We start from the raw sequence: 22203 nt of genomic DNA on the forward strand, positions 1-22203 counted from the left end.
AAAATTACTATCGTATTTATAGCAGTTGATACATTGTTATCAATTTTATTTTGGGGCGAAATGCCGTCAGTTTTTGACGGCATTTCTTTTTTTGTTTTTGGTACAAATTTAAATAGTCTTCTTATTATATTGCATTTCTAAAAATTAAACTCATCATGTCACAAAAACGCCTTTTTCTTCTAGATGCTTTTGCTCTAATTTTTCGAGGATATTATGCACTGATCAAAAACCCAAGAATCAATTCTAAAGGTCAGGATACATCTGCTATATTAGGATTTGTAAACTCTTTATTTGATGTTATCAAAAGAGAAAAACCAGATCATCTGGCCGTTGCTTTTGATAAAGAAGGGAGTCGAGATCGATTAGAAATCTTTCCTGAATACAAAGCTAATCGCGATGAAACACCAGAAGCGATTAGAATTGCCGTGCCAATTATTCAAGAAATACTAAAAGCTATGCACATTCCTATTATAGAACGTGCGGGTGTAGAAGCCGACGACTTGATTGGTACAATTGCTAAACAAGCAGAAAAAGAAGGGTATAAAACCTATATGGTTACTCCAGATAAGGACTACGCACAGTTAGTTTCTGAAAATATTTTTATGTATCGCCCTGCAAGAATGGGAAATGGAATTGAAATATGGGGGATACCAGAAGTTCAAAAAAGATTTGAGATAGAACGACCAGAACAAGTAATTGATTATTTGGGAATGATGGGAGATGCTGTTGACAACATCCCAGGCTTACCTGGAGTTGGTGATAAAACCGCCAAAAAGTTTATAGCTGCCTATGGTTCTATGGAAGGGCTACTTGCCAATACAGACCAATTAAAAGGAAAAATGAAAGAAAAAGTAGAGGCAAATGCAGAGTTAGGCCTTCTTTCTAAAAAACTTGCAACCATAATTATTGATTGTGATGTTACCTTTAATGCAGATGATTATGAGTTTACCAAACCCGACAGTCAAAAAGTTCATGAGATTTTTGAAGAACTAGAATTCAGAAGACTTGCGGATCAATTTATTAAAATTTTTAATCAAGATAGCACTACACCTACAGACCAACCATCTTCTAAAAAGAAAGCAACCCAAGCTGGTGCAGGACAATTCTCTTTATTTGGAGAGCCTAATGAAGCCTCTGACACGCCTACATTTTCTTCTAGAAAAACAATTGCTACTACAGAACATTTCTATCAGAGTATAGCTCCAGGGATGGCAATGAAACTATTTTTGCAAAACTTACTAAAACAGAAAGAGGTTTGTTTTGACACAGAAACTACTGGGCTTAATCCGCTTACTGCTGAGCTAGTAGGAATTTCTTTTTCTTGGGAGTCTGGAAAAGGCTTCTATATATCATTTCCTGAAGATCGCAATAGCGCACAAAAGCTAATCGAACAACTTCGACCTTTCTTTGAGGACGAAAATATTACAAAAATTGGTCAAAACTTAAAATACGACATCAAAGTTCTTGCTAAATATAATATAGATGTAAAAGGAACTTTATTTGACACCATGCTGGCTCATTATCTAATTAATCCAGATATGAGACACAATATGGATGTACTTGCAGAAACCTACCTTAATTACACCCCTGTATCAATTACGGAGCTAATTGGTAAAAAAGGAAAAAATCAATTATCATTTAGACAGGTCCCTATTGAGAAGCAAACTGAATATGCCGTTGAAGATGCTGATATTACTTTTCAACTAAAAGAACATTTTGCCCCTGAACTCAATGAAGCTAAGACACTATCCCTATTTCAAGATATCGAAATCCCATTACTAAGGGTTTTAGCTGATATGGAAATCGAGGGCATCAATCTAGACAAAGCATTTTTGCAATCCTTGTCAGAAGAATTAGATAACGATATCAAAACCTTAGAAAATAAAATATACACAGAGGCGGGAGAAAAATTCAATATCGCTTCACCCAAACAACTTGGTGTTATTTTATTTGAAAAAATGAAATTGGTAGACAAACCCAAAAAGACTAAAACAGGACAATATTCTACCGCAGAAGATGTGCTATCCTACCTAGCTAAAGACCATGTGATTATCCAAAACATTTTGGATTTTCGTGGTTTATCTAAACTAAAAAGCACTTACATAGACGCGTTACCTTTGCAGATTGATGAAAATACAGGACGAGTACATACAGATTATATGCAAACTGTAGCCGCTACGGGAAGACTAAGTTCCAACAACCCCAACCTACAAAACATCCCTATTCGTACAGAAAGAGGAAGACAGGTAAGAAAAGCATTTGTTCCCAAAAACGAAGAATACACCTTGTTAGCGGCAGATTACTCTCAAATAGAATTACGCATTATTGCTGCATTGAGTAAAGAAGAAACCATGATCGAAGCTTTCAAAAACGGAGAAGATATTCATGCCTCTACCGCCGCAAAAGTATTTGATGTAGCCATAGAAGATGTAACCAGAGAACAACGTAGCAATGCTAAAACAGTCAATTTTGGAATTATTTATGGGGTTTCTGCATTTGGATTAAGTAACCAAACTAACCTTTCTCGTAGCGAAGCCAAGGAATTAATAGAAACTTACTACAAAACATACCCTAAGCTACGCAACTATATGAGTGAGCAAGTTGATTTTGCCCGAGATAATGGATATGTACAAACAGTTCTAGGAAGGCGTAGATATCTTAAAGACATCAACTCGGCCAACGCAATTGTACGTGGTGCAGCAGAGCGAAATGCCGTTAATGCTCCTATTCAAGGTAGTGCGGCGGATATTATAAAAATTGCAATGATTAACATTCATAAAAAATTAAAAGAAGGCAACTATAAAACCAAAATGCTACTACAGGTACATGATGAATTGGTTTTTGATGTATTCAAACCAGAACTAGAAAGTATTAAAAACCTAATCAAAAATGAAATGGAAAATGCATACGCCCTAGATGTACCTCTTGATGTAGATCTTGGATTGGGTAATGACTGGCTTGAAGCACATTAGAGGATTCTAAAAAAATCAGCTCTCTTACACATCTCACATACTTCAAATAGTATGTGAGATTTTTTTTTAAATAAGAATTTCATTTTACTCAAAAAAACCAACTCACTCCTAATTATATCACATCCATAACTACCATTGATCAACGATTTGCTCAAGCATTAATCAAATAAAATAACACATTCATAAAAAAACAAACCTCTCTTGCAGAACTCACACCATAGTGTATTTTTGCCGCTGTTTTTTTAACATACAAACAACCCATATCAATTAATTTAAAAACAAAAAAAGATGAAAAATTTTTATTTAAAAACCATTTTAATCTGTTTCCTAAGTATTACCCTTGTCAATTGTGAAGGAGAAGATGGTGCTATTGGTCCTGCTGGAGAAAGAGGACAAGATGGAATTAATGGAACTGACGGAACAAATGGAACTGATGGAACAAATGGAACCGATGGACAAAACGGAGTTGGGTTTGATGAATTGGTGAAATACGGAAGTATAAAAATCAATTTATCAGGAACCAGATCTGATGGCGTTGCGTTTACTGATGCATCAGAATTTAAGTTCAGTCCTGCTGGAGGTAGCGACCTATATAACGCTTCTTCTAAAAATGTTATTAATGAAACTACTACACGATATGAACTCTATAGATTCTTAAGTGCTCCTGATGACGTATACCAAGAAGCTACCACTCGTATCAACTTAAATACCATCAATGCAGGTGAAGCAAATCAAAGTTTTGAATTTCAGTTAGACATTTACAATTATGGTGTTACCACTGATGATCATAAGTATTTTAGAATCTCCGACAATTTTTCTGACACGAATCCCAATGTAACTAATGTTAGTATCACAGATTACAATTTTGACGAAACTACTAACAATCTTACTTTTTCGTTTTCTTTTGACGTAGCCAGCGCTTCAAACGACACTGGACATGACCTTACCGTTTCTGGAGAAGTAAACACTATTGTTTTGGAAGCTATTAATAATAATACCCCAATATAAAAAGTACTTACTCATTATTATGTTACCAACCCCCTATTGATAGTCATCAATAGGGGATTGCTTTTTACTCTTCAAAGCACCAAAAACACTCTCACAATAATTAAAAAAGGTAATCACACATTTTAATTATACTTACCAAAAAATCACCCTACCCCCTTTTTTCTCCAGTCTCAACCCCCTGAATAACTACAAATTAACTATATATCAGAATACTTATTTATACAAGTATCTACCTGTAAACAGGAGGTGTGTTTTTACGGTAAATCGTGTTTTCTCGACCCGCATTCTCCCTCATCTTTGCCCTGTAATTATGATCATACAAAAGCAATTGCAAAATAAACCGATACTATCAATGCATGATCAGAAAACATACCAATACAAATTATTAATTATAAACAAACAAAAAATGAAAAATTACCTAAAAACAATAGCAACATGTGCATTAGTAGCATTCTTTTGTAGTTGCGAAGGAGAAGACGGTGCAATTGGACCTGCTGGAGAAAGAGGTCAAAATGGAATTGATGGAGTTGATGGTACTAATGGAGCAGACGGACAAAATGGAACCGATGGACAAAATGGAGTTGGATTTGACGAATTGGTTAAATATGGGAGTATCAAAATCAATTTATCTGGAACTACTCCTGATAACACCGCATTTACAGATGAATCTGAGTTCAAGTTTACACCTACTGAAGCAAGTGATTTATTCAACTTCTCCTCAGTAAGTATAGTAAATGACAGTATTACAGAATACTCACTACGAAGATTTTTAAGCGCTCCTGATGATATATTTCAGGAAACTACTGCTCGTATCTTTTTAAGAGTTATCAATCCAGGAGAAACTACCCAAAGATTTGAGTTCAACCTAAACATTAATGATTATGCAATTGTTACTGATAACCATAAGTTTTTTAGATTTTCTAACGGTTTCTCTGACACAAATTCTAATGTAACTAATTTCAATATTACAGATTATAATTTTGATAGCACCACTCACAATCTTACTTTTTCGTTTTCTTTTGACGTAGCAGGAGCTGCAAACGACACAGGAAATGACCTTACTATTACTGGAGAAGTAAACACCATTGTTCTTGAAGGAATTAACAATAATGCAGAATAACCATTTGATTATGGTATTATTTACTCATTAAGTGAGATTTTAATACTTGGAAGTAGCTTACTAAAGACCCTGTTGATAGCTATCAACAGGGTTTTAGCTTTTATTCTTTAAAGTATCAAGATAAAAGTCATAGTAATTTAAAAAAGTAGGGATCACAGGCCCGTTAAATGGGTTTGGCGCATTAAATAACACACAGATACCAATACCATTCTCTGGATCGATTAATAATTGTGTCTTATACTGATTTACATTCCCACCATGATATACTACCCTACGTCCTCTATAGTCCAAAATACGCCACCCCATAGCATAATAAGAATCGGTAACCCCATCCCACAAATTAACATAGGTACTTTTGGTACTTGTACAAATAACAGGGTTAAAAATAGTGGCAAGGCTCTTTTCTGAAATAATATCAGCGCGATGCCCTAGCAATACTTTGAGATATTCTCCCATATCAGAAATAGATGCATTGATTCCTCCAGCCGCTGCTACATTATAGTAATTCTTATGAAGCTTACTAAGCTTATATTTTTTTGAATAATGATGATACGAATGCGGCAACGCTACATTATTATTAGCACTTATTGCCCCATAAGTACTAGAAGCATTCTGCATTCCTGCAGGATCAAATATTCTTTCTTTAAGAAGTGTATTGAATGGTATTGTTGTTTGATTCTCCATTACTTTTTCAACAATAGAAAACACTGCATTCTGATACCCATAATCAACTCCTTCTCTAGCAACAACCCCTTTTCCTTTAAAGCTTCCTATAATTCGATCTACAGATAATCCTTTTTGAATAAGTTTTGTAAATGTATATTTATACAAACCAGAAGTATGCGATAATAAATGACTTACGCGAATACGCTCTGCCTGCTCTTTATCTTTCAAATTAAATGCATGCACAGATTCTTTAACCTTCTGATCCCAATTTAGCTCTCCCCTATCCACCAAATTTCCTGATAAAACAGCAGTAACTCCTTTTGACAAACTTGCTATCCTAAAAACTGTATTTACATCAACAGAATCCTGCGTATGAATTTCTTTAACTCCAAAACCTTTTTTATAAACTACGGTAGAATCTTTAACTATCACGATCGCCGCTCCAGGGCATTCAGAAACATTAAAATTTGTTGCAAAAAACTTTTCATAATGATCTAAAAAGAAAGATAATGAATCTGCTCTAGCCTCATCAGATTGCTCAGCAATCAACACCACCTTTTCTTTTGGTTTTGAGGTAGTACATGATACTACAAAAACTACACTAAATACTATATAAAAAAACTTCATATTACGACATCTTATTACAGTCGCAAAATACGTTTAAAATCAGTTATTAGACATAAACTTTTTAAGAAATTACAATACAAATCGATAAGTTGCCTTGATCAAAAACGTATTCTCAGGCTGCTTGTCGAGAATTTGATTGTTTAACCCTCTAAATAAGTGATTAGAAGAATCCCCATCTCCTGTAATTCCTTGTGACCACACCAAGAATATTTCAGACCCAGGAATGTATTCCCAGCGCACCACTAGATTAGAACGAAATTGAACGAAAGAAAAATCTGGATTATCAAACGTGTAATCAACCACTCCATTTCTATCTTCGTCTACAGAGTATGTATCATCTGCAAAAGAAATCTGATTTTGATCAAATAAAGTTACCCTATCATTAAGATCATTAGCAATCGAATTATTAACGTAATTAAAATCTTTATACCTTCCTCTAGATATAAAGGGCTGTCCGTAATATTGAATTGTTAAATTAGGATTAATACTATAATTCAAACGTAAACTAGCACTTAATGTTTGCTGATCAATATTAGCTGTTATATATCTAGACACCCCATTAAAATCCTCCTTAGTAACATATTGTGTTTTATTAGGATTCTGCTCAAACTCAGGATTCAGAGATACACTTAATGAATTAAATGGCTGATAATTAAGTCGCAACACATATCGCTTAAAGGAAAAATTATTCTGTCGTGTCCAGGAATTCACATGTCCCATAACAAAATTGAACTTCTTTCTTCGATCAGACCCAAAAAACAATACCCCTATATTCTCTTGAGAGAATCTCCAACGAGGCCCTCCTCGTAAAATAGTATTTGTAAAGATTCGAGGTTTGTGTATAAAATTAGCTTCTGTCCACCAATTATTTTTATAATTAATCTCTCCTCCTAAAGAGTATTCAATACGATTATAATTTCCTTCAAAATCAAATGCCGTAAATTGATTTGCTCTAATATTTGCCTCTCTATAAAACTTTGTTGGTTTCAAAAACAAGTATCTAATATTTGCAAATTGCCTAATATCATCAGCTTGCCGCAAAAAACCAATATCATTCAATTCCAATTCAGGAGAACGCCAAAAAACCCCCGCTTCATACCTCCAGTTTCCACCTCCTGATTTCCCACCAACAAGCTTACCACCTGTTCCTGTAAGTGATGTACGATCAGGATCTAATTCAACATGACTTGCATCTACACGCTGAAAAAGATGTGTTAACGACTCTTGCGTATCTTTGATCGCTTCTTTAGAACCTTTTACATGACTGGTTACCAAATTACCTTCTATAAAATACTTTCTGTTTCTCCAGTTATGCCTAAAATCTATACCTCCTGTATAAGCAGATTTCCTTAATAAATTAAGGTTATTTTCTCTAAGATTCGTTAACTCTGAAGTTTCATCAGTCTCAGAATTATCATAATCTATATTCAATATATCACCCAAATCTCTATTGGTAGCAGTAAATATACCCCCGATAAAAGAATTACGATTATTAAAATCTTTTTGCAACCTACCCACAATATAATTTGTCAACGGCTCTACAACAGCCTCTCTTTTATTACCCGCGTCATCTTCTATCTTAGAGACTTCTCTAGCTGTAACACTCTCTAACAAGCCTATTGACCATCCATCTTTTGTTTTCCCACTAAACTTTACCGCTCCAAGAATAGTTGTATTAACAGGAGAATCAATATACTCATCATTTACAGGATCAGAGCTACTAATTGGATTTTCTCCTACTGTTCCTTGAGGACTCCTACCGATCCTACGTGAATAAAAAAGATTATCAACTCCATTAGCAAAACGGTAATCAAAAATATTTTTATTCTCTACAAAAAACGGACGTTGCTCTCTAAAAAACACTTGAAACCCATCTAACGCAATTGCAGCAGGATCCGCCTCTACTTGACCAAAATCTGGATTCACAGTCAAATCCAATGTAAGATCATTGGTAATCCCTATTTTTGCATCTAGCCCCCCATTCAACTTAAAATCTGTTCCATCTCTAAAAGGGTTATTTTCTTCTTCTGGATATGTATCCAACTGTGTTACAGCAAATGGCTGAATCTCTAACTGTTTTTGAGACTCTATATCAATTAACCCATGTAGTTCCCCAAACTCACTAATAAAGCCAGGAGCATCTCTAGGAACACGTTGCCAAACGGATCGCTCATCTTTACGAAAAATCATTCTACTTACTTGTAATCCCCATATTTGTTCTTTGCTTTTACCAAATTTTACTTGACTCAAAGGTATTTTTATTTCTGCAGTCCAGCCTTCACTATCAATTTTACTAGCCGCATACCAAATAGGGTTCCAGCTTTCATCCCAGTTATCACCATTTTGCGTTACAAACTCATCTCCTTTGACACCCGCCGCAGTAATTGTAAAAGAAAAAGCTGTTCTTTTATCATGATATGTATCTAAAATAAGAGTAATACGATCTCCTGCAAAGCCATCACGTCTAGACAGTCTTTTCTCAATTTTTTCAGGAGCTGTATCATAACAGCGATACGCTACATACAAATATTTTTGATCATATAATATCTTAAATTTGGTTTGTTGACTTGGTGGAGTATTCTCATCGGGTTGACTTTCAATAAAGTTTTCTGCCCATGAAACCACATCCCATTCAGATTCATTGATTAATCCATCAATCACAGGTTTCTTTTCACCTAGAAGAGGTTCTGTTTTATAAATTCTTTTTTTTACAACACTGATAGAATCTTGTGCAATGACAGTAATCTGAAACAAAAAAAATACCAAAATATAGGTATAGCTTTTCATAGTTATTAAGGGGTTTTGAATGATTGGAATCTTTAAATATGATAGAATTTATTTTACTTCGTTACACTTTCTGTTTTTTTTAGTAAAAAATTAACATGATTTTGAAGATATCTTTTATGTAAAAACAAACAATAGTACACAATTTTTATAACCTATCTAAAAATCAATATATCATGAGTCAAAAATAATATCAACTTGCTGTTTGCTATATAAATATATAATTGTACATTTGCACCCCTATTTTATATAGGAAAAGGAATGTTTAATTAGTAAAAAAAATTAGTGTGGACACATTAAGTTACAAAACAGTATCTGCCAATAAAGCTACCGTTACAAAAGAATGGTTGCACGTAGATGCTGAAGGACAGACTTTAGGCCGTCTTTCTTCTGTAGTTGCAATACTACTAAGAGGTAAGCACAAACCAAGCTTTACCCCACACGTTGATTGCGGTGATAATGTTATCATTACCAATGCCGAAAAAATCAACTTAACAGGAAAGAAGTGGACAGATAAATCGTATATCCGTCACACAGGCTACCCAGGAGGGCAAAGAAGTCTTACTGCTCAGGAATTGTATGACAAAAACCCAGAGCGTTTAATCGAAAAAGCGGTAAAAGGAATGTTACCTAAAAACAAATTAGGAGCAGCTTTATTCCGTAATTTAAAGGTACATGCAGGAGCAGAACACAATCAAGAAGCTCAGCAACCTAAAACTGTTAACTTAAAAGAATTTAAGTAATGGAAGTTATTCACAAAATAGGTCGTAGAAAAACGGCTGTAGCTAGAGTATATCTTAAGGATGGTTCTGGTAAAATTACGGTTAATAAAAAAGATCTTGCTGATTATTTTACTACCGCTACTTTACAATACAAAGTAAATCAACCTCTTACTTTAACTAGTAATGAAGATAAATACGATGTAAATGTAAACGTATACGGAGGTGGAATCACAGGTCAGGCAGAAGCTGTTCGTTTAGCAATTTCTAGAGCTGTATGCGAGCTAGACGAAGAAAACAGAACAATCCTTAAACCAGAAGGTTTATTGACCAGAGATCCAAGAATGGTAGAACGTAAGAAATTCGGGCAGAAAAAAGCACGTAAGAAATTCCAGTTCTCTAAACGTTAATTTATTAAAACAGTATTTGTTGTTACCTCTATATGTAAGAGGGTTAGTTTAGCATCTAAATGTACAAGGTCGTATTATACACATAGCCACTTATACATTGCTAATTCAACAGAACGTAAACTATTACAAAAATGGCAAACAATATCGAAGTAAAAGAATTACTTGATGCAGGTGTACACTTTGGCCACCTTACAAGAAGATGGGATCCAAACATGGCACCGTATATCTATATGGAGCGTAATGGGATTCACATTATCAATCTATACAAAACTGCTGCAAAAATCGACGAAGCTACTGAAGCTTTAAAGAAAATAGCAGCCTCTGGAAGAAAAATACTTTTTGTTGCTACCAAAAAACAGGCTAAAGAAATTGTAGCCGAAAAAGCAAGCAAAGCAAACCAGCCTTATATCACAGAAAGATGGCCTGGAGGAATGCTTACTAACTTTGTTACTATTCGTAAAGCTGTTAAAAAAATGGCTGCTATTGATAGAATGAAGAAAGATGGTACTTTCAACACTTTATCCAAAAAAGAACGTCTACAAGTAGATCGTTTAAGAGCAAAATTAGAAAAGAACTTAGGTTCTATTTCTGATATGACTCGCTTACCAGGAGCCCTTTTTGTTGTAGATATTACTCGCGAACACATCGCAGTAAAAGAAGCTCAGAAATTAAACATTCCTATTTTTGCAATGGTAGATACCAACTCTGACCCTCGTCAGGTACAGTATGTAATCCCTGCAAATGATGATGCTTCAAAATCTATCGACAAAGTAATGACTTATGTAAGTGATGCTGTTATAGAAGGATTAAGCGAAAGAAAAGCAGCAAAAGAAGCTCCAAAGAAAGAAGCTCCAAAGAAAGAAGCTCCTGCCAAAGAAGTTCCAGCTAAAGAAGTTCCAGCTAAAGAAACTACTCCTGTAGCGGCAAAAGCTGAAGCTCCTGTAGTGACTGACACTGCTAAACAAGAAGAAGAATAAACAAATAGATATACCAATCTATTAAATTCGAGGTTACATTTTTGTTATTATAACAAAACTTAACTTTAGCATAAATTAATAAGTCGTTTAGTTCTTTACTTTTGCAGTATTGCTAAACGACTTGTTTTTTACATAAACAATACATTTTACACATTAAATATTTTTAAAGATATGGCAAATATTACAGCGGCCGAGGTAAGTAAATTACGTAAGGCTACAGGTGCCGGAATGATGGACTGCAAAAAAGCTCTTGTTGAAGCTGAAGGGGATTTTGACAAGGCTATAAAAATCCTTAGAGAAAAAGGACAGAAAATTGCTGACAAAAGAGCCGATAGAGAGTCTTCTGAAGGTGCTGTTATCGCAAAAGTTAATGACGCTAAGAACAAAGGTATAATCGTTTCTCTAAACTGTGAAACTGATTTCGTAGGAAAAAACGATTCTTTTGTTTCTCTAGCTAAAGAATTAGCTGAAGTAGCCTTAAATACTTCTTCTAAAGAAGAGCTTTTAGCTGCAGATTTTAATGGTATGACTGTTCAGGAAAAACTTACTGAACAAACTGGTGTTATTGGTGAAAAAATCGAAATTGGTGATTTCAAAGTACTAGAAGCTCCTTTTGTTGGATCCTATATTCATGGTAATAAAATTGGTGCTCTTACAGGTCTATCTACAAAAATAGACGATGCAGAAACACTTGCTAAAGACATCTCTATGCAAGTAGCTTCTATGGGAGCAACTACATTGTCTTATAAAGATTTTGACCCAGAATATGTTGCCTCTGAAACACAAGCAAGAATCGCTGCTATCGAAAAAGAAAACATTGAACTTGGTCGATTAGGAAAAACATTAAAAAATATTCCTCAATTCATTTCAAGATCTCAATTGACTGACGATGTAATTGCAAAAGCAGAAGAAAATCTTAAAGCTGAACTTAAAGCTGAAGGGAAACCTGAACAAATCTGGGACAGAATTCTTCCAGGAAAACTTGAAAGATTTATTTCTGACAACACAACTTTGGATCAAGAACAATGTCTTCTTGACCAAAATTTCATCAAAGATGAAAAGAAAAGTGTTGCAGATTACGTAAAAACACTTGGTGATGTATCTGTAGTTTCTTTTGAAAGAGTTTCTTTAGGATAATCAACAATCCAAAACAATATTTTCAGTTTTTCTGAAAAAAATAAAAACCGCTTCTTTGTCAAGAAGCGGTTTTTTTCATCTTCATTTTGAAAATATCTTTTATTAAATAAACACTTACAAGCTTTTGAATCTCTCCAAGAGCTTACCCCCAAAATAAAAGACTAATTCCCCAATTAGTCAGTCATGAATTAATACGATAAGATATCAATACATTAAAAGCGTTTACATTATTTCAAAGATATTTTCTCACCCCACATTTACTGTTTTTCCTTCGTTACAAACCTATAACATAATCCCACACCAATCAACACCTATTACAGGGGAAAATCACCCTTTTTCTTTAAACCATAAAAATCTTACTCCAAAACGACTAGTATAAAAACGCACCTTTATAATTCAAACTATTTTCTAAATTAAGAATATCATTATATTTGCATCACAGTTAAATCTCACAATGAAATATAAAAGAATATTACTAAAATTGTCGGGCGAAGCCCTAATGGGTGAACGTCAATACGGAATTGACCCTAAAAGACTAGCGGAATACGCTAATGAAATCAAACAAATCACCGAAAAAGGAGTGCAAGTTGCAGTAGTTATCGGAGGGGGTAATATTTTTAGAGGTGTTGCAGGGGCCAGTAAAGGAATGGACAGAGTTCAAGCAGATCACATGGGCATGCTAGCAACTGTTATTAACGGATTGGCCCTACAAAGTGCTTTAGAAGACGCTGAAATCCCAACCAGACTACAATCTGCTGTAAAAATCAATGAGGTTGCAGAACCTTTTATTCGTCGCAAAGCTATGCGTCATCTTGAAAAAGGAAGAGTTGTAATTTTTGGTGGAGGAACAGGGAACCCATATTTCACTACAGATTCAGCTGCAGTACTAAGAGCTATTGAAATCCACGCTGATGTAATTTTAAAAGGAACTCGAGTAGATGGAATTTACACTTCTGATCCTGAAAAAAATGCTGACGCAACAAAATTCGATTTTATATCGTTTGATGATGTATTACGAAAAGGATTAAAAGTAATGGACACTACTGCGTTTACATTAAGTCAGGAAAACGAATTACCTATAATAGTTTTTGATATGAACAAAGAAGGAAACTTATTAAAAGTAGTTGAAGGAAAAGCTATTGGCACACAAGTAAACCTTTAATCATATGGGCTTATTTTTTGGTTAATCAAAAGAAAAGAATAAAAAAAATGAATGAAGAAATAGATTTTATTATCGATTCTACTAAAGAAGCAATGCAAGCAGCAATTGCACATTTAGAAAAAAAACTACTTAACATTAGAGCTGGTAAGGCATCTCCTGCTATGCTAGGAGGCGTAATGGTAGAATACTATGGCTCTTCTACCCCTTTGAATCAGGTAGGTAATATCAGCACACCAGATGCTAGAACAATTACCATTCAACCATTTGAAAAATCATTAATTACTGAAATCGAAAAAGGCATATTGGTTGCCAATTTAGGCTTTAATCCTATGAACAATGGAGAAAGTGTAATTATCAGTGTTCCCCCTCTTACAGAAGAACGCCGTAGAGATTTAGTAAAACAAGCTAAGTCTGAAGCCGAAGACTCAAAAGTTGGAGTGCGTAATGATAGAAAAAATGCAAATAATGAAATAAAAAAACTGGAAAAAGATGGATTGTCTGAAGATTTAGCAAAAAATACTGAAGTAGACATTCAAAATCTAACAGACACATATATTAAAAAGATTGATGAAATGCTTAGTGCTAAAGAAAAAGAAATCATGACGGTTTAATTTTTCTCATACTAACATGAAATATGAAGCGTTTTCTTATTAGAAACGCTTTTTTTGTATCTTCGTTTTTTTTGAACCTATTTGGTATAATGCAGAACAAATTTTTTTGTTTATTATTTCTTACTCCCTTTATTTTAATTTCTCAAATTAATATTAATGGTATTGTAGTTGATAAAAACTCTGGTCAAGCACTTCCCTTTGCTACAATAAAAACGAATAATTCATCATATGCGTTAAGCTCTGTCAAAGGTGAATTCTCTATACGATGTAACACATACCCTACTCAGCTTACCGTAAGCTATCTTGGGTATCAAAACGAAACTATACTTATCACAACAAAGAATTCTGAAAGAATTGAAATTAGACTCAATCCAAAAGAAGAAAATCTTGCTTTAGTAAAATTAAATTCTCTTGAGAATACTGCAATTGATATCATTTCAAAAACAATACGTAGAAAAAATAAAAACAATCCAAAAAAACTACAATCAGGTTATAGTTACAAAACCTATAATAAATTAAAGATAACTGAGGATAATCAAGCTCTATTAAATATAATAGATACTAGTAAAGTTGACATTGAACATTTATTTAACAAAGCGCATTCTTTTTTATCAGAAAAAGTAAGCCTGCATCAATACAAAAAAAATAACAGTGAAAAAGAAACAGTTTTAGCTACTAGAATGACTGGTTTTCAAAAACCTGTATATAATATTTTAGGCATCAAAATACAATCCAACTCTTTGTATGATGAAGACTACACCATTTTTAATAATCAATACATAAGTCCTTTATCAAAAAGAGGGCATCGAAATTATTATTATAAAATTCTGGATACCACAAAAACCAAAAAACCTGCTTATATCATTCTTTTTCAGCCTCGAAAATCTAAAGACTTTGCTAGCCTAGAAGGTGTGTTACATATTGATATGGAAACACTAGCCATTCAAAAAGCCATTATAGAATTAAGAGGAGAACTCAATGTTACTGCCACTCATAATTTTAAATATTTTGATGAGATCAAAAACTGGTTTCCTACACAACAAGAAATTACTATCAGGCCTGGCAACGGGAGACAAAAAGTAAGTTTATTTGGTGGGCAAATTTCTGTAGGAAGGATAGGAAGTAATAAAAAACATTTTTCTGGAGCTAATGACTTTTTAATTTCTACTACAGATATTTTTGACATTGAACTTGACACCAAACAGAACGTAAAACAGAATCAGCCTGCTATTCAAATTGCCTCCAAGGCCAGTAATCGCTCTGAAAGTTTCTGGAATCAATACCGAACCAGTGCAATCACTGAAAAGGACTTAAATTCATTTCAAGTAGTGGATAGCATTGTAAAGGCACAAAACATAGAGCGAAAAATTAATGTTATCCAAAGTTTTAATATTGGATATTACCCGATAAGCTTCTTTAATTTTGATCTCACTTATCCTATAAAATACAACAATTACGAAGGGCTTCGTATAGGATTAGGAGGACTTACCAATTCCAAATTCTCAAAACGATTTAGACTAGAAGGCTACTATGTTTATGGTTTTAAAGATTCAAAATCCAAATATGGTGCTGGTGGAGGTTTTTTACTAAATAAGAATACAAGTTCATGGCTAAATGTAAATTACACTGATGATATCAAAGAAGTAGGTAGTTTTCTATACTTGACAGACAGAAGAGTGTATTCTCTATTTGAACCGCGATTAGTAAATATAGATTTTTACTATAAACACAGAACATGGAGCACCATCTTACAACAACAACTATTACCTCGATTAATTTCTGAAACCCAATTCTCAGTAAGCAATATTAACCAAACAGGAAGGTATCAATTCACAAAAGATGACAAACAGTATTCTTCGTATAAATTGGCAGAAGCTACAATCGCATTGCGATGGAGTCCATTCAGTAAATTCTTAAAAACTCCAAATCACTATAAAGAAATTCACGACGGATACCCCAAAATCACAGCTCAATATACACAAGGGCTTAAAGGAGTATTTGACAGTGATTTTTCTTATTACAAAATAGGATTAAAAGCGGAATATATAATCAACAGAATCAACGAATCAAAAACAAGTTTCTTATTTGAAGCTGATATAGCTGATGGCGACATCCCACTTACTCATTTGTATCACGCATACCCTAATGCTCCTACAAAAGAAACTATCTTGCAAAGGTTTTCTGTAGCAGGAAGAAGAACCTTTGAAACGATGTATTTTGGTGAGTTTTTTAGCAGTAAATTAGCTACATTACAGATAAAACACAGGATAAAACCTGTAAAAATAACGAGCTGGTTCAAACCAGAACTTGTCTTTATTACTAGGTATGCAATAGGAGATATTCATTACCCAACAAATCATCAAGGTGTAAACTTCTCTTCTCTACAACATGGTTACCAAGAATCAGGCTTCGAAATCAACAAACTTTTCGCTGGTTTTGGACTGAGCTTTGCTTACAGATATGGAGCATATCACCTACCTCAATTTGAAGATAACATCTCTGGTAAGTTTACTTTTTATTTAAAATTATAGTCTTTATATAATAAATCATTTTCTTTTCTGAAATTTATAAATAATCCTCTTCCAATCCTTACATTTGCACTAGGAAAATAAAGAATGGCAAAATTATTCAGTTTCGGGTTTTGGAATGCACTAGCTGGGATTATTCTACGTAATAGAGCAATCATATTTCTAGCAATTATAGGGATTACAGTTTTTTTAGGTTTTCAGTGGAAAAACATGAGGTTTTCTCACTCTGAAGCCAATATGTTACCCGACGATCACGAAGTAAATCTACTCTATCAAGAGTTTCTTAATAAATTTGGAGAAGAAGGAAACTTAATTGTTATGGCTGTAAAAGACAGTACTCTTTTTACTCCTAAAAAATTAAAAGCCTGGAATGATTTTAACAATTCATTCAAAAAATATGAAGAGATTGATCTTGTAGTTTCTCTTGCAGATCTTAAAACTCTAAAAAAAGAAGATAACCCTTCTAGATTTGAGCTCGTTCCTTTTATCAATGATTCTTCTTTTGATCAAAAACAGGTCACAGAATACAAAGAGATACTATTCAATAAGTTGCCTTTTTATGAAGGACTTGTTTATAGTAGAAAATCTCAAACCATTCAGAGTGCAATTTATCTCAAAAAGGATATTGTAAATACCAAACAAAGAAAAAAGTTCATCGAAAACGTCGTACAGCCCGCTGTAATTGCTTTTGAAAAAGCGTATGATTTAGACGTAAAAGTATCGGGTATGCCTTATATCAGGACTTTGAATTCTCAAAACATTATGGATGAGATCGAAGTTTTTATCCTTGCAGCTTTATTGGTTACCTCTTTAATTTTCTTTTTCTTTTTTAGGTCATTGAGAGCAACTTTTATATCTATGACTGCTGTGATTATTGGTGTAATGTGGGCATTTGGTATTTTGGGTCTTTTAGAATATGAGATAACCGTACTTACAGCAATCATACCTCCTCTTGTTATTGTTATTGGTATACCCAATTGTATTTTCTTGATCAATAAGTACCAACAGGAGATAAAAAAACATGGCAATAAAGCAAAGTCACTTCAACGTGTAATTACCAAGGTAGGTAATGCTACATTAATGACCAATGTAACTACCGCATCTGGATTTGCTACTTTTGCTTTGACAGAGAGTAAATTACTTAAAGAATTTGGTATTGTTGCTTCTTTAAACATCATTGCTTTATTCATCCTTTGCTTATTAGTAATTACTATTATATATAGCTACATGCCTCAGCCCAAAGAAAGGCATTTAAAACATCTGGGGAAAGGTTGGATTGAGCGACTAATGGACTGGATGGAGAATATGGTAAAAACCAGACGAGTAACGATCTATTTTTCTTCTGTGATCATTTTGATTGTAAGCATCATAGGTATATATACCATAAAGGTTTCTGGAAGCTTACTAGAAGACATGCCTAAAAGTGCAGGATTCTATAAGGATATTGAATTTTTTGAAGAAGAGTTTGATGGTGTTATGCCATTAGAGATACTCATCGATACCAAAAGAAAACAGGGAGTTCTGAAACTCTCAACGTTAAAACGTATGGAGAAGCTTCAGGAACTACTCGAAGAAATGCCTGAGTTATCTAAACCAATTTCTATTGTTAACTTGGTTAAATATTCTAAACAAGCTTTTTACAATGGTAATCCAAAATATTACCAAATACCAACCAGTCAAGAGCGAAATTTTATTCTGCCTTATGCAAAAAGTTTTGAATCCAAAGCTGGAGTAATGAAGAGTTATGTTGATTCTACTGGACAATATGCCAGAATCACAACTTTCATGAAAGATGTAGGAACAGAAGAGATGGAACGTATTGAGGCCACTCTTGAACCACAATTACAAAAGATATTTCCAAAAGACAGATATGATGTCTCTTTTACTGGTAAGGCATTAATTTTTCAAAAAGGAACTAAATATCTGGTATGGAATTTATCTCTTTCTTTAGGATTAGCAGTTGTTCTTATTGCCCTTTTTATGGCTTGGATGTTTCGATCCTGGAAAATGATTGTTATATCACTTATCCCTAATTTACTACCCTTACTTATGACTGCAGGTCTAATGGGGTATTTGGGAGTACCTATAAAACCATCAACCATATTAGTATTTAGTATTGCCTTTGGTATTTCTGTCGATGATACTATACATTTTTTAGCAAAATACAGACAAGAATTAAAATCAAATCATTGGAGAATAAGAAAATCTGTTCTTGCATCTCTAAGAGAAACAGGAGTGAGCATGTTTTACACTTCAACTGTATTGTTCTTTGGTTTTTCTGTATTCATGATATCTAGTTTTGGAGGAACCAAAGCATTGGGTGGTCTAGTATCTACTACCTTACTATTTGCTATGCTTGCTAATCTTTTATTGCTTCCTTCTCTATTGCTTTCGTTAGAACGAAGTATTGCAAACAAAAAAACATTAAAAGAACCCACCTTAAAAATCATTCCTAACGACGAAGAATTAGTAGAAAACAAAAAGAAAGGGGATAATATTACAAATGAGTGATCTTATCATCGCTTTTATATATTGGTAATATTCTTATATTGTGTACATGTTATCTATATAAAAGGATTGTATCTATTTACTTCCTTTTAACAACCATGCCTTTTTAGCCAAAAGACATCGGTTTAATAATATATACAATAAGAATGGAAGAAAATTTAATTAAACTACACTCCTCACGAGCCAAACTAGGAATTAATTTTTCAATAATTGTAAGTGTCAGTTTACTATATATTGCATTTAGAATTGGCTCACAAGTTTTTAAAACTATTGATAATTCTCATGTTATTTTAATTCTTCTAATTCCAATACTTATTATCAGTTGTATTTGGTATTATTTTCATGCATTTCTAGGGTATTTGGATTTAAGTAATAATCAAGTCATTTTCAAAAAACCTTTCCGAAAAAAAGAATGGATTGTAAAACTTGAAAATATTTCTGTAGTTGACACCGTTAGTTTTCCAATCATAAGTCGTGCAAAGCATATAAAAGTAACTTTCAAAAATAAAAATGGAAAAATGTCTGATTATTACTTATGGAAGAGCAGTAAATTTATGGGGCTTGGAGGAGATGAAGATGAGATATTATTTGATGCAGTACTAAAAAGAAAACAAGAACTACTCAGTTCTGAAAGCCTGTAAGGCACAATACGCTTAAGAAAACCAATCCCACATGTATTCTACAAATTTGCTCTGAAGCTATCTTCCTTTACTATTCTATATACAAATAAATTTATTTGTTTTTAATACAAAAAAAGTCCCACTATAAATTAGCAGGACTTCTGTAAGATAGATTACCCCAAAATCTATCGAACTAAACTAAACTTAACGTAAACACAATCGTCATAATTGCATATATGCAAGATACTGTCCCTTTCTATATTTTAAAATACCTAGTGGGGGGGAAAAATCCCCTTTTTTTGGAGATATCGTGAAATTTAACATTATTTAAGTAAATAAAATTATCAACAAATTCACAATACACTGATAAACAATATATTACACGCTTAGCCAAGCACTTATTATTTCTCTTATTTTTTTAAAAAAACATGAATAACGTAAGATTTTAAGGCAAAAATGTATTCAGATACGGTTTTTGCGTAGAATTGGTGTTTAAAAAGATGTCAGATTTACAAAACTTCTCTTCTTAAATTTATTGCTTTTAAAATCAGTTTCAATACTATTTTACAGCATATTATTTTGAGTTTTTAAGATTATGCTTTCAATCAGATTAAAAAAATTATCTTTGCTACCTCAAAATTTGTACATTTTTTATTTTGTACTTCTTTTATACATTAAAGAGTGCAAAATATGGTCATAAATAATATTAGAAAACAGAATATATAATGAAGCATACTAAAGTAATAGAGGTACTACAAAGTGATAAACTATTACAGCCTGTCATCGTAAAAGGTTGGGTTCGTTCTTTCAGAAATGATCGTTTTATTGCGATTAATGATGGATCAACTATTAATAATATCCAGTGTGTTTTAGAAGATACTACCATAGATGCTTCAATCCAGAAAAGGATAACCGTTGGTGCTGCAATTGTAATAACAGGTACTCTTGTAGAGAGTCAAGGAAAAGGGCAACGTGTAGAAATTCAAGTATCTGATGTTCAAATCGAAGGAGATTCAGATCCTGAAGAGTTAAAGCTTACGATATTATCTCCTAAAAGGCATAGTCTAGAGAAGCTAAGAGAGCAAGCACACCTTAGAGTACGTACCAATACTTTTGGGGCCATTATGCGAGTGCGTTCAAAGTTATCTTTTGCAATCCATGAATATTTTCAGAAAAACGATTTTTACTATGTACATACTCCTATAATTACAAAGAGTGATGCAGAGGGAGCTGGAGAAGCTTTTAAGGTCACAAACCTTGATCTTACCAATATCCCAAAAGATGAAAATGGCGCTATTGATTATAAAGAAGATTTTTTTGGAGAAGAAACGAATCTTACTGTTTCGGGCCAGCTAGAAGGAGAAACCTATGCAATGGGACTAGGGCAGGTATATACTTTTGGGCCAACGTTTAGAGCAGAAAATTCTAATACATCTCGTCATCTTGCAGAATTTTGGATGGTTGAACCTGAGGTCGCTTTTTGTGATCTTGATGGCAATATGGATCTTGCCGAAGATTTTATAAAATATGTTATTCAGTTTGTTCTAGAGAACTGTCAAGATGATCTTGAGTTCCTAGAAAATCGTTTGATACAGGAGGACAAACAAAAACCTCAAATAGAACGTGCTGAAATGTCATTGCGTGATAAACTAAAGTTTGTTCTTGAAAACAATTTTAAGCGTGTTAGCTATACCGAGGCAATCGAGATACTTAAAAATTCTAAACCAAATAAGAAGAAAAAGTTTAAATTTCCAATTAATGAGTGGGGTGCAGATTTACAAAGTGAGCATGAGAGATTTCTTGTTGAAAAACACTTTAAATGTCCTGTAATTTTATTTGATTATCCTGCAGACATCAAATCATTCTATATGAGGCTTAATGAGGATGGCAAAACGGTAAGAGCAATGGATATATTATTCCCAGGAATTGGTGAAATCGTTGGTGGTTCTCAACGTGAAGAACGCTTGGATGTTCTAAAAGAAAAAATGGCAGCCCTTAATATTCCAGAAGAAGAACTATGGTGGTATCTAGATACTCGTCGTTTTGGAACATGTACTCATAGTGGTTTTGGACTTGGTTTTGAACGTCTAGTATTATTTGTAACTGGTATGAGCAATATTCGAGATGTAATTCCTTATCCTAGAACACCTCTTAATGCAGAGTTCTAGTATAATCCAGATAATTTTTATAAAAAATAGCCCTGAAACAAGTAGTATTGTTTCAGGGCTACGTTTTTTTACTATTTTGTACTTGTTAAAAAAAGAGGTACAAATTATTCTATTCAAAAGTTAACTCCTTAATCAATCTAATCTGTGGGTTAATTTTTATTCTCTACTATGTATCAATGATTTTTA

The 22203-nt window shown here is 33.4% G+C and carries 15 protein-coding genes; 13 read left to right on the forward strand and 2 right to left on the reverse strand.

Translation table 11 applies throughout. The annotated features are described in order from the left end of the window. Positions 1-152: 152 nt before the first annotated feature. From polA to DG508_RS21140, 3 genes are all read left to right on the forward strand, one after another. Complete coding sequence (polA, locus tag DG508_RS01920; RefSeq protein WP_108866527.1) at positions 153-2972, forward strand: DNA polymerase I; 2820 nt, start codon at positions 153-155, stop codon at positions 2970-2972. Between the two features lie 288 nt (positions 2973-3260). Next, on the forward strand, positions 3261-3980 hold the full coding sequence (locus DG508_RS01925; protein ID WP_108866528.1) for a collagen-like protein: 720 nt from the start codon (positions 3261-3263) through the stop codon (positions 3978-3980). Between the two features lie 406 nt (positions 3981-4386). Further along, on the forward strand, positions 4387-5100 hold the full coding sequence (locus DG508_RS21140) for a collagen-like protein (protein WP_199912744.1): 714 nt from the start codon (positions 4387-4389) through the stop codon (positions 5098-5100). A 93-nt stretch (positions 5101-5193) separates the two neighbouring features. Here DG508_RS21140 and DG508_RS01935 read toward each other — a convergent pair whose 3' ends face one another. Further along, positions 5194-6393, reverse strand: coding sequence for a serine hydrolase domain-containing protein (locus tag DG508_RS01935; protein WP_108866530.1), 1200 nt, complete (start codon positions 6391-6393; stop codon positions 5194-5196). A 69-nt stretch (positions 6394-6462) separates the two neighbouring features. After that, positions 6463-9180 (reverse strand): DUF5916 domain-containing protein, encoded by a 2718-nt coding sequence (locus DG508_RS01940; protein WP_108866531.1) that lies wholly within the window; start codon positions 9178-9180, stop codon positions 6463-6465. 284 nt (positions 9181-9464) lie between these two features. Here DG508_RS01940 and rplM point away from each other — a divergent pair, with 284 nt between their 5' ends. From rplM to asnS, 10 genes are all read left to right on the forward strand, one after another. Continuing rightward, on the forward strand, positions 9465-9920 hold the full coding sequence (gene rplM, locus DG508_RS01945) for a 50S ribosomal protein L13 (RefSeq protein WP_108866532.1): 456 nt from the start codon (positions 9465-9467) through the stop codon (positions 9918-9920). Then, positions 9920-10306, forward strand: a complete 387-nt coding sequence (gene rpsI / locus DG508_RS01950; protein ID WP_108866533.1) for a 30S ribosomal protein S9 — start codon at positions 9920-9922, stop codon at positions 10304-10306. The genes rplM and rpsI overlap by 1 nt, the downstream gene beginning before the upstream one ends. Before the next feature lie 131 nt (positions 10307-10437). Then, positions 10438-11283, forward strand: a complete 846-nt coding sequence (gene rpsB, locus DG508_RS01955; RefSeq protein ID WP_108866534.1) for a 30S ribosomal protein S2 — start codon at positions 10438-10440, stop codon at positions 11281-11283. Between the two features lie 171 nt (positions 11284-11454). Then, positions 11455-12420 carry a translation elongation factor Ts gene (gene tsf / locus DG508_RS01960; protein ID WP_108866535.1) on the forward strand — a complete coding sequence of 322 codons (966 nt, stop codon included), beginning with the start codon at positions 11455-11457 and terminating at the stop codon, positions 12418-12420. 454 nt (positions 12421-12874) lie between these two features. Beyond that, positions 12875-13582 (forward strand): UMP kinase, encoded by a 708-nt coding sequence (pyrH, locus tag DG508_RS01965; protein ID WP_108866536.1) that lies wholly within the window; start codon positions 12875-12877, stop codon positions 13580-13582. Positions 13583-13629: 47 nt separating this feature from the next. Then, positions 13630-14193, forward strand: a complete 564-nt coding sequence (gene frr, locus DG508_RS01970; protein ID WP_108866537.1) for a ribosome recycling factor — start codon at positions 13630-13632, stop codon at positions 14191-14193. A gap of 89 nt (positions 14194-14282) precedes the next feature. Beyond that, positions 14283-16724: a DUF5686 family protein gene (locus DG508_RS01975; protein WP_159090599.1), complete on the forward strand. Its 2442-nt coding sequence runs from the start codon at positions 14283-14285 to the stop codon at positions 16722-16724. Positions 16725-16808: 84 nt separating this feature from the next. Beyond that, a complete protein-coding gene (locus tag DG508_RS01980) occupies positions 16809-19232 on the forward strand; it encodes an efflux RND transporter permease subunit (protein WP_108866539.1) in 2424 nt (807 codons plus the stop codon). A gap of 143 nt (positions 19233-19375) precedes the next feature. Then, positions 19376-19870 (forward strand): hypothetical protein, encoded by a 495-nt coding sequence (locus DG508_RS01985; RefSeq protein ID WP_108866540.1) that lies wholly within the window; start codon positions 19376-19378, stop codon positions 19868-19870. A 704-nt stretch (positions 19871-20574) separates the two neighbouring features. Then, positions 20575-22017, forward strand: coding sequence for an asparagine--tRNA ligase (asnS, locus tag DG508_RS01990; protein ID WP_108866541.1), 1443 nt, complete (start codon positions 20575-20577; stop codon positions 22015-22017). Positions 22018-22203 lie beyond the last annotated feature (186 nt).

The organism is Aquimarina aquimarini, assembly GCF_900299535.1.
Lineage (GTDB): Bacteria > Bacteroidota > Bacteroidia > Flavobacteriales > Flavobacteriaceae > Aquimarina > Aquimarina aquimarini.